The organism is Enterococcus raffinosus (assembly GCF_018917525.1).
Classification (GTDB): Bacteria; Bacillota; Bacilli; order Lactobacillales; family Enterococcaceae; genus Enterococcus_A; species Enterococcus_A raffinosus_A.
On the sequence record NZ_JAHLOS010000047.1, the window covers coordinates 24,034 to 33,387 of the forward strand.

At 41.2% G+C, this 9,354-nt stretch carries 11 protein-coding genes and 1 other annotated feature (1 of these 12 only partly in view); of the genes, 10 read left to right on the top strand and 1 reads right to left on the bottom strand.

Annotation, left to right across the window (positions count from 1 at the left end; all coding sequences use genetic code 11):
- Positions 1 to 163, top strand: a binding site (T-box leader); it begins 70 nt to the left of the window's first position.
- A gap of 72 nt (positions 164 to 235) precedes the next feature.
- The 5 genes from KQI58_RS19800 to trhA all read left to right on the top strand — a co-directional run bounded on the left by KQI58_RS19800 (position 236) and on the right by trhA (position 3,864).
- Entirely contained in the window at positions 236 to 1,060 is an 825-nt protein-coding gene (locus KQI58_RS19800) for a MetQ/NlpA family ABC transporter substrate-binding protein (protein ID WP_216410701.1), read from the top strand.
- A 36-nt stretch (positions 1,061 to 1,096) separates the two neighbouring features.
- On the top strand, positions 1,097 to 2,110 hold the full coding sequence (locus KQI58_RS19805; RefSeq protein WP_216410689.1) for a methionine ABC transporter ATP-binding protein: 1,014 nt from the start codon (positions 1,097 to 1,099) through the stop codon (positions 2,108 to 2,110).
- Entirely contained in the window at positions 2,110 to 2,772 is a 663-nt protein-coding gene (locus KQI58_RS19810) for a methionine ABC transporter permease (protein WP_216410690.1), read from the top strand. Before KQI58_RS19805 ends, KQI58_RS19810 begins: the two co-directional genes overlap by 1 nt.
- Positions 2,773 to 2,843: 71 nt before the next feature.
- Entirely contained in the window at positions 2,844 to 3,140 is a 297-nt protein-coding gene (locus KQI58_RS19815) for a hypothetical protein (RefSeq protein ID WP_367397956.1), read from the top strand.
- Between the two features lie 88 nt (positions 3,141 to 3,228).
- Complete coding sequence (gene trhA / locus KQI58_RS19820) at positions 3,229 to 3,864, top strand: PAQR family membrane homeostasis protein TrhA (RefSeq protein ID WP_216410692.1); 636 nt, start codon at positions 3,229 to 3,231, stop codon at positions 3,862 to 3,864.
- A gap of 51 nt (positions 3,865 to 3,915) precedes the next feature.
- On the opposite strand, the gene KQI58_RS19825 is transcribed toward trhA, so the two are convergent.
- A complete protein-coding gene (locus tag KQI58_RS19825) occupies positions 3,916 to 5,091 on the bottom strand; it encodes an AI-2E family transporter (protein ID WP_216410693.1) in 1,176 nt (391 codons plus the stop codon).
- Between the two features lie 549 nt (positions 5,092 to 5,640).
- Between KQI58_RS19825 and KQI58_RS19830 the strand changes: the two genes are divergently transcribed.
- From KQI58_RS19830 to KQI58_RS19850, 5 genes are read left to right on the top strand one after another with little or no spacing between them, the layout of a single operon-like run.
- Positions 5,641 to 6,678: an SIS domain-containing protein gene (locus KQI58_RS19830; RefSeq protein ID WP_216410694.1), complete on the top strand. Its 1,038-nt coding sequence runs from the start codon at positions 5,641 to 5,643 to the stop codon at positions 6,676 to 6,678.
- 4 nt (positions 6,679 to 6,682) lie between these two features.
- The gene (locus KQI58_RS19835) at positions 6,683 to 7,333 is read left to right on the top strand and encodes an HAD family hydrolase (RefSeq protein ID WP_216410695.1); all 651 of its coding nucleotides are present in this window, start codon (positions 6,683 to 6,685) and stop codon (positions 7,331 to 7,333) included.
- A 5-nt stretch (positions 7,334 to 7,338) separates the two neighbouring features.
- Complete coding sequence (locus KQI58_RS19840; RefSeq protein WP_216410696.1) at positions 7,339 to 8,214, top strand: sugar phosphate isomerase/epimerase family protein; 876 nt, start codon at positions 7,339 to 7,341, stop codon at positions 8,212 to 8,214.
- Positions 8,171 to 8,584 (top strand): PTS sugar transporter subunit IIA, encoded by a 414-nt coding sequence (locus tag KQI58_RS19845; RefSeq protein WP_216410697.1) that lies wholly within the window; start codon positions 8,171 to 8,173, stop codon positions 8,582 to 8,584. Before KQI58_RS19840 ends, KQI58_RS19845 begins: the two co-directional genes overlap by 44 nt.
- A gap of 13 nt (positions 8,585 to 8,597) precedes the next feature.
- Positions 8,598 to 9,068 (top strand): PTS sugar transporter subunit IIB, encoded by a 471-nt coding sequence (locus tag KQI58_RS19850; protein ID WP_216410698.1) that lies wholly within the window; start codon positions 8,598 to 8,600, stop codon positions 9,066 to 9,068.
- The last annotated feature ends 286 nt before the right edge of the window (positions 9,069 to 9,354 follow it).

Sequence of the window (9,354 nt, forward strand, 5' to 3'; positions counted from 1 at the left end):
TGCGGAAGAATTTAGAAAATGGTCTCTGAATGGCATTGCCGATAAGTAGGCAGTGACGGGGCAGCGCTCGTTAACAACGCTCAAGTATGATCGTACTTGTAGAGGCAATAGCTGTGAGGCTGTTGCAAATGAAGGTGGTATCGCGAGTTAGCTCGTCCTTTTCCAACACATATTGTGTGGAAGAGGGCGGGCTTTTTTCTTTGGCAAAATGGACAAAAATTAGGAGGAATTGATGATGAAAAAATTAGGAAAAGGAATTTTATTAAGTGTGGCGGCATTGGCAGTCAGTGGAATCTTGGCGGGCTGTGGGACGAAAAGTGAGGCGCAGCCATTGGATGAAAAGAAAGTAACGATTGGTGTGACATCGGGTCCTCATCAGGAAATTTTAGAAGAGGTTGCCAAGCAAGCGAAAAAAGATGGATTAGATATTACAGTAAAAAGCTTCGATGATTACAATACGCCAAATACAGCATTAAGTGACGGGGATTTGGATGGGAACAGTTATCAAACCATTTCATTTCTCGAGCAGCAGGTGAAGGATAAGGATTACAAAATTGAATCGGCCTTTAAAACAGTGGCTTTCCCATTAGGGGTTTACTCTAAAAAAGTTTCTGATTTAGGTAAACTTCAAAAGGGGGACAAAGTTGGTGTACCGAATGACCCGACCAATGAATATCGAGCGTTGAAGCTATTGGAAGAAGCTGGTGTACTGAAGCTGAAAGAGGGCGTGGAAATTAAAGCAACGAAGAATGATATTGCGGAAAACCCTAAGGATATCGAGATCGTTGAGTTAGAGGCTTCACAGATTCCGTCTCAGCTGGGTGAGCTAGCGGCAGCAGCAATCAATACGAATTTTGCCTTTGGTGCGGGATTGACCATTAATGATGATGCAATCTACCACGAGCCATTAAAGGATAACCCTAATTACAATGTATTCGCAGTTCGGACAGAAAACAAAGATGACAAGATCGTTAAAGAGATCAAAAAGTATTACCAATCAAACGAAACGAAGAAATTTATTGAGGAAAAATTCAAAGGTTCTGTGGTTCCAGCTTTTTAGTAGTACCAGATAGATGAATGAGAAAGGGAGCTTCACATGATCGAACTTAGAAATGTGTCAAAGGTTTACCAACAAAAAAAGCGTCGAATCGAAGCGGTAAAAGAGGTGAGCCTAACGATCCAACAGGGCGAGATTTTCGGCGTGGTGGGTTACTCTGGTGCGGGAAAATCAACTTTGATTCGGATGATTAATTTTTTGGAGCCGCCAACAACAGGACAGATTTTGATCAAGGGTCAAGATTTGGGCGAGCTTAACAAAAAAGAATTATTGTTAACTAGACGTAAGATCGGCATGATTTTTCAAGGCTATAATTTGCTGTCAACAGCGACTGTTTATGAAAATATCGCTAAGCCCTTGAAGCTAGAGGGGATACCAAAAGAAGTAATCGCTGAGCGGGTGGACAGGTATTTGGACTTAGTGGGTTTAACAGATAGAAAGGGCAATTATCCTGCGCAGTTATCCGGTGGTCAGCGTCAGCGGGTGGCAATTGCCCGCGCGTTGGCTCATGAACCTGAGATCTTATTATCAGATGAGGCTACTAGTGCGTTAGATCCAGAGACAACAGAATCCATTTTGACGTTATTGACGAAGATCAATCAGGAGCTGGGGATCACGATTTTTCTGATCACTCATGAGATTGATGTAGTACAGCGCATTTGTGACCGTGTAGCGGTGATGGAGGAGGGCAAGGTCGTTGAGGTAGGCCCTGTGATCGATCTGTTTACCCGTCCTGAAGAGGAAACGACGAAACGGTTCATTGGCGCAAATGATGGCTACAACGTCCCAGATGAGGTCCTAGCGTCTTATAAGGGAACTGGTCGTTTAGTTCAACTGCAATTTATTGGAGAAGAGGCAACGGAACCGGTTTTGGCAAAGGTCGCGAAGGATTTTCCTTTATGTCCCAATATTCTCAGCGGGAACATTGGCTATTTGAAGGATAAGCGTCATGGTCAGTTGCTGGTTCAGTTTGACGGCGGAACAGAAGCCGATTTCCAAGCGGCGAAGGAGTATATTGAAAATCAAGGAATCATCGTTGAGGGGGTTGTGTAATGAGCGAATTTTGGAATCAGTGGGGCAATGTCGTAATCGAAGGATTGGGTCAAACCCTTGTGATGGTGTGTGTGGCGTTAGGGCTGTCAATCGTTATTGGGATACCTCTGGGTGTGTTGCTTGTTATTGCTCGTCCTGCTGGATTGAACAGCAATCTTCCTCTCTATTCGATCTTAAACAGTATCATTAATGTATTGCGTTCGCTGCCATTCATTATTTTATTATTCTTGATACTGCCTGTCACTAAGCTGATTATGGGAACCACGATTGGGGTGCAGGGTGTGCTGTTGCCGTTAATCATTTACACAGCACCTTATCTGGCTCGTTTAGTGGAAACATCGCTTTTAGAAGTCGATGGCGGGGTAATTGAAGCTTATCAGGCAATGGGGATCAGTCATTTTCATATTATCCGCAGTGTACTGTTGAGAGAGGCGCGGGGAGGAATCATTCGCGGCTTGACGATCGCCATGATTGGTTTGATCGGAGCCACTGCGATGGCCGGTCTAGTCGGAGCAGGAGGACTAGGAAGCATTGCCTATCAATACGGTTTTTTACGCAATGAGCCGGCAGTGATGTATACAACGATTATTTTGCTGATTGTACTGGTTCAGATCGTTCAGTCATTAGGTAATACAATCGCTAAAAGCTTGGATCGAAGTTAAGGATATTACGATGAGTCGGGGAGCGTTTTACCCAGATTCATCGTTTTCTTTTTGCTATAATGAAAGCGGAGGTGAGGGCGTTGAAAGCCAAAGATTTATTGACCGCAATCCAGGTGGATACGGCAGGTGAGTTGAAAAAGCTGTCTTCCTATACCTATGTCTTTATAAATGACGGGGATAAGCAGACGAATCATTTAACGATCAAAACAGAAACGGATAAAATCGTTTTGACGAAGCAGACGGGTCAGGTCTTGACGTTGACTGAGCTGATCAACGTATTGAACACAGCCAAAGAATCGGAAATTTATATAGAAGATGACTTAGTTTTTGGCTATAAATTGATTAAACAGGGGATAGTCTTAGGATAAATTTATCATCTAGTTTTGATAACTAGTTTGAATTATTTTGTTAATCATGATATAGTATCTTTAATAAATTATTCGAGGTGACAAATAAATGAATACACAATTTAATCGGAAATATCTGATTACAAATGAAGTGTTGAATGCGGTAACGCATGGGATCGGTGTCGTGTTAAGTATCATTGGGTTTGTTTTTTTGCTGAGGAAGGCCGATAGTGGACTGCATTATGTATCATTTATTATCTATGGTGTTTCGCTACTACTGCTGTTTTTAGCGTCGACGCTGTATCATAGCTTAATCTTTACCAAGGCGAAGAAGGTCTTTCAGGTCTTTGATCACTGTTCAATCTATCTGTTGATCGCTGGGACTTATACGCCCTATTGCTTACTTTATATTAAAGGAACGATCGGGATTGTTTTGTTGAGTGTCATTTGGTTGGCGGCGATCGTTGGGATTGTCTACAAAAGCTTGACCTTAAGCAAAGTTAAATCGGTCTCGAAATTGTCCACGATCATTTACAACGTAATGGGCTGGGCAGTCGTGATTGCTTTGCCAAGTCTTTATCATAGTGTTGGATTGAAGGGCTTGCTGCTGTTGGTTGGCGGAGGCGTTGCTTATACTGTCGGATCGGTCTTTTACAGTATGAAAAATCGCCGATACATGCATGTTGTTTGGCATTTGTTTGTCATGCTGGGTGCGATGCTGATGTTCTTCTCGATTTACTTATAAAAAATTAAACAAAAATGAGTTGTCTCCGCAATTTGGAGACAACTCATTTTTTTATAGATAATCATCCTCAGAAAATCCAGTGTTTCGATAGGCACCTTCATCAGAAAAGTACTTATTGTAGCGCTGTTTGAACTTGCGGAAGGTGAAGACCACGAACAGTTTAATCATGGAGTAGATCGGAATTCCGAAGATCACACCGACTAATCCTAACAGATCGCCCATAACCAATAAAACAACTAAAATTGTGATTGGATGAATCTTCAACTTGTCTCCCATGACCCGCGGTACAACCAAGTCCCCGTGAAGCAGCTGAACAACAAACCAGGCGATCACGAATTTGACTACCATCAAATTTGAATCTTGAAAGGCGATGAACATTCCCGGTAAGAAGGCCAAGAATGACCCAATATATGGGATGATGCTCAAGATTCCCGCAGCCAGTGCAATAACTGTCGCAAATTCCAGCCCCAACAGCAGGAAGACGACCCAGTAAATCAAGCCCAGCAGCAGAGACGCGATGACTTGTCCCTTTAAAAAGGCACCTAATTGCTGGTTAGCGATCCTGATTAAGGCACTAGAATCCTTTCTGAAGCGCGGTGGAATCAGGTCAATCACGGCATTGTACAATTTATGCGGACTTTGCAGTAAAAAGAAGGCGATGATCGGTCCAGTAAACAAGGTAATCGCAGTACTGGAGACGGCGGAAAAGATCGTTCCTAAGCCTTTTGCCCCGTCCTGCCAGTTTTTCCCAAGATAAGTGAGTGCTTCTTTTGCCAGCTTGTCCAATGAATCCAATGCCTGATCAGAGGATGTCGCAAATGGCGTGGCATCCAAAATATTTCGGATCGATTTTTGGAAATCATCGACATACGTTGGAAACTGTTTAATCAAATCCTGCGCTTGGTCCTGGATAACTGGAACGAGGCGAGCGCCGCCAAAGAAAATCACACCCAGAATCACCACGTAGGTGAGAATGATGCCAATGGTTCGTGACAAGCCCTTTTTACTCAAGAAATTGACCACTGGATTTAGTAAATAATACAGCAGTAAGGCAAAGACCATCGGCGGCAGCACCGTGGTAATAATTACTACTAGCGGTCTGAAAATGAATGAAACAGTATTTAATAAATAGATGGCTAACGCACTCAAAATAATCAGACCAATGATATAGTACGAGGTTTTCCCGCCAAAAAATTGAATGATTTTTGAGGGTTTTTCTTTTTCCATAGGATGAATCTCCTTATATGTTTGATTCGAATGCTGTTCAGCGCTTCAATGTTATCGACAATCATAAAACCAGTAGAACGAAGGTGTCTCACTGAACGAACATTCACATAAAATAGTATACCGAAAGTGTTTACGCCTGTATACTTTCTAGTCATTAAGCCTTGGAGAATTCTGAATAACGGCTGTCAGACAGATTCGTTGGATAAATACACGAAATACTTCTAAGCATGAACAGCCTATCATCAAAAGCTAAGTAAATTATGTTTAAATTTATTTTGGTACATAAAATAAATTAATTGGATTATTTTGTAATCCTGTAAAGAAATCGTCATTTTTATACATTGCTACAAGCACGACTAAATTAGCGTTTTCAATCAAAATAAGTATTATTTAAAGAAAGCGCTTGCTTGAACCAGATTATTCTGGTACTATAAAATAGAAAAGTGGATTACTCAAAGAACCATAGGGTGCACACTATGAGTAAGACGTAAATCACTTTCACAAGATTGTTGGTAGATATTTTGGAATCGGAAAAGGAGACTTGCAAAAATGGCTGAAATTACAGAAAAGGTTGAACTAATTAAATTTGATCAGGACAAGTATTTAGCTGAAGGAGAAATGATTTACGCGCTAAGAGGTGAAGTCGAGGCCCTTGCGGATGAAGTAGCGAAAGCAGGGTACAGCAATATTATTTTATTAGGTATCGGTGGTACCGAATTTGAATTTGCTCAATTTGAATATCTAGTGAAGAAAAAATCCACAGTTGATATCTACGGCTTCGACGCAGCGAACGTCAACACGCTGCGACCAAAAGAGATCAAAAAGGACTCTTTGGTAATTACTGCCAGTGCCAGTGGGAACACGGTAGAAATTATTGAAGCAACTAAATGGATGGTGGAAGAAGGGATTCGCATAGTTGCTTTTACGAAAAAAGATGGTCCTTTAGGAAAAATTGCTCAGCATGTTATAGAAGCCAATGTGACGACGGGTCAATGTGAATACTCTTATATGCTTCAAGCATTCTTTATTTACAGTTTGCTTAATCGACGCGGGGAGTTTGACAATTATGAAAAATTTGCAGATCAATTAAAGGGTGCCTTTAAAAATCTTGTAGATATTCGCAAGAGCTTCGAACCACGTGCAGATAAAATTGCCAAAGCTATTCACAATGCACAATACACGGTCTTTACTGGGTCTGGTTCTTTGTGGGGGGAAACCTTATTATTCGCAATGTGTATTCTTGAAGAAATGCAGTGGGTGAGAACACGCCCGGTTACTAGCTCTCAGTTCTTCCACGGTACTCTGGAATTGGTCGAACCAGGTGTTCCAGTATTTATTGTCAAGGGTGAGGACGAGTTCAGAAAACAAGATACACGGGTTGAAAATTTCTGTAAGATGATTAATGCTGAATACTATGTTCTGGATACGCAGGAATTTTCTTTTGAGGGGTTGGATGCGGAGTTTAGAGAATTAATTGTTCCTTGGATTGTTACTTCATTATTAACTGAACGTTTGGCTGCACATTACGAGGTTTACACCAAACATAATTTGGAATACCGTCGTTACTATCGCCAGTTTGACTATTAGGCCCATGAAAAAAGCTGTAATTTTTGATATGGATGGTGTTCTGATTGATTCAGAACCCATCTATATGTATCATACGATTTTATTTTTTCAACAATTTGGTATACAGCTAGAGGATAAAGAAGTCAGAAAACTCGCAGGCAGTAGCAACGCTCATGGCTGGGAAATGATGGCCTCATGGTGGAAGGATGACATTACACCAAAAGAAATGAAAACGCTTTACGAAGCGAACGAACCTAAAAATGCCTTTTCCTATTCAGATATTGCCAACCCTTATGTGAAGTATGTGCTGAATCAATTGCGTCGAGATGGTCTTCTATTGGCGATTGCTTCATCTTCGCCCATGGAAGCTATTACCGATATGGTGGAGGAATGTCAGCTAAGGGATTATTTTAGTTTGTTGGTTACGGGAATGGATTTTGCTGCTAGCAAACCAAATCCAGAGATTTATCTTTCAACGATGGAGCGTTTGAAAGTAACACCAGAGGAGACAATCGTGGTTGAAGATTCTCACTATGGCATTGAAGCCGGCAAAAAAGCCGGAGCGACTGTCATTGCCTTGAAGGATGAACGTTTCTATCCGGACCAGTCTGAATGTGATTATCTGGTGAATGATCTGCTGGAGGCTTATCTATTGATTCAAAAGCTAAAGGAGTGATGCGAATGAGTGAGAAAACTCCCATGTGCGCGATGAATTGTTGCCATCGTTTTTATGAATTGGAGGATTTTTTCAAGAGTGCCAAGATCAATGGGTATTCGCAAGTAGAGCTTTGGACAGGACCCCAGCATTTCTTTTTGGATTATCAGCAATATGAAAGTCCTGACAGGCTCTTACGTTTGGAAGATCAGTACGAGTTGAAGATCATTGGTATCTGTCCCGAGCAAACGAATCCTAAGCCCCACAACATGGCAGCTAAGGATTCGGCAATGCAGGAACGGGTACTGGCTTATTTCAAGAATGCAATTGATGTGGCCGCCGCAGTTAAGGCTAAGCAAGTTGTTGTGACTAGTGGTTGGGCTTTTTATAATGAACCCTTAAAAATTGCCTATCAGCGAAGTGTGAAGATGTTGCAGCAGTTAAGTGAGTATGCAGAAACAAAAAATATGCTGTTGGCCATTGAAGCATTGCAAAAAGAGGAATCCCTGTTAGTCAATACGGCAACGGATTTAAAAAAACTTTTAAGCGATGTTGATCGACCGAGCCTAAAGGTTTGTCTAGATATCGGTGCGATGGCAGCTGCTGGAGAAACCATTCAAGATTATTTTGATGTATTTCCGACCGAAATCGTCCATAGTCATTTTGTAGACGTCAAAGGAACGACCACTCATTTGGCGTGGGGTGACGGGGAGCGAAATATGTCGGAAGATCTGGCGGTGTTTGCTAAGAATAAGTATCTAGGGTTTTATTCTATTGAAACCGTGAATAGTGAGTATTTTAGAAATCCGCAAAAGGCTGATGCACAGTCGATGGCGATGTATAGGAGAATTGAAAAAAATGAAAAGAAATTTTGTGATCGCAACCCATGGAACCTTTGCTAAGGGGATTTACGAAAGTTTAAAAATCATTGTTGGCGAGCAGGAAAATGTCCATCTCTTAAATGCTTTTGTAGAATGCAATGATATTGAGGATCCCGTCAATCAGCTTTTGGCTCAAGTTCCTGAGGACGAGGAATTGATTGTCTGTACCGATGTTTTCGGCGGCAGTGTCAATAATGAGTGGATGAAACATATGAATCGGAAAAACTTTTATCTGATCACCGGGATTAATCTACCGTTGCTCATGCAGCTGTTTCTGTCCTTAGAGGAAGACACAGCAACGATGATTCGTACAATCGTTAATAAACAAGAAACTGCACCAATGTTTTGTAATGACCTTTTCGCTAATAAAGAAGAGGAAGAAGATTTCTAATGGAGGAATTCTTATGATTAAACTAGTTCGAGTGGATCATCGTCTGTTGCACGGTCAGGTAGCCTTTTCCTGGACGAATGGGGTAGGAGCTGACTGTATTCTGGTAGCCAGTGACATGGTAGCTACCAGTGACGTTTGGAAAACGACTTTGCGTCTAGGGAAACCGACAGGCGTTAAGTTGGTGATGAAAAATATGCAGGATTCTATTGAAGCTATTAATAGTGGAATCACCGATAAATATAAAATGATTATTGTTGTTCAGACTATCAAAGAGGCCAAGCAATTAATTGAGGGCTGCTCTGAAGTGCAAAGCATCAACTTGGGAAATACCAAAGAAACCGGAGAAACTAAACAAATCAGTCGTCAGGTTTTTGTGACAAAAGAGGAAGAGGCTATTTTGAGGGAGTTGATTGATCGTGGTATTGAGATTGAAATTCGTCCCTTAGTTGACGATAAGAAAATCTATGTGAAGGACGTGCTTTAGTTTCACTATTATAAAAAGAGGATGTCAGTTCTATTTTTTGCAGGGAATACAGCACGAAAATGCCAAAATGAATTGCTAAAAAAAGCAATAGAGCGCTTTAGTAGAATGATATACGGCATGAAAATCGACCTAATTTTTGCTAAAAAATTAGTACATTAAAATGAATAAGTCTAGTGGTAATAAGTCAAGAGTAAAGTAACACGTTTTCTACCCTAAAGAACTGAAAGAAGGTGCACTCAAAAAAGCCTAGCCTAATGAAGCGTTTTCACAGGCTGAGTTCAAAGAG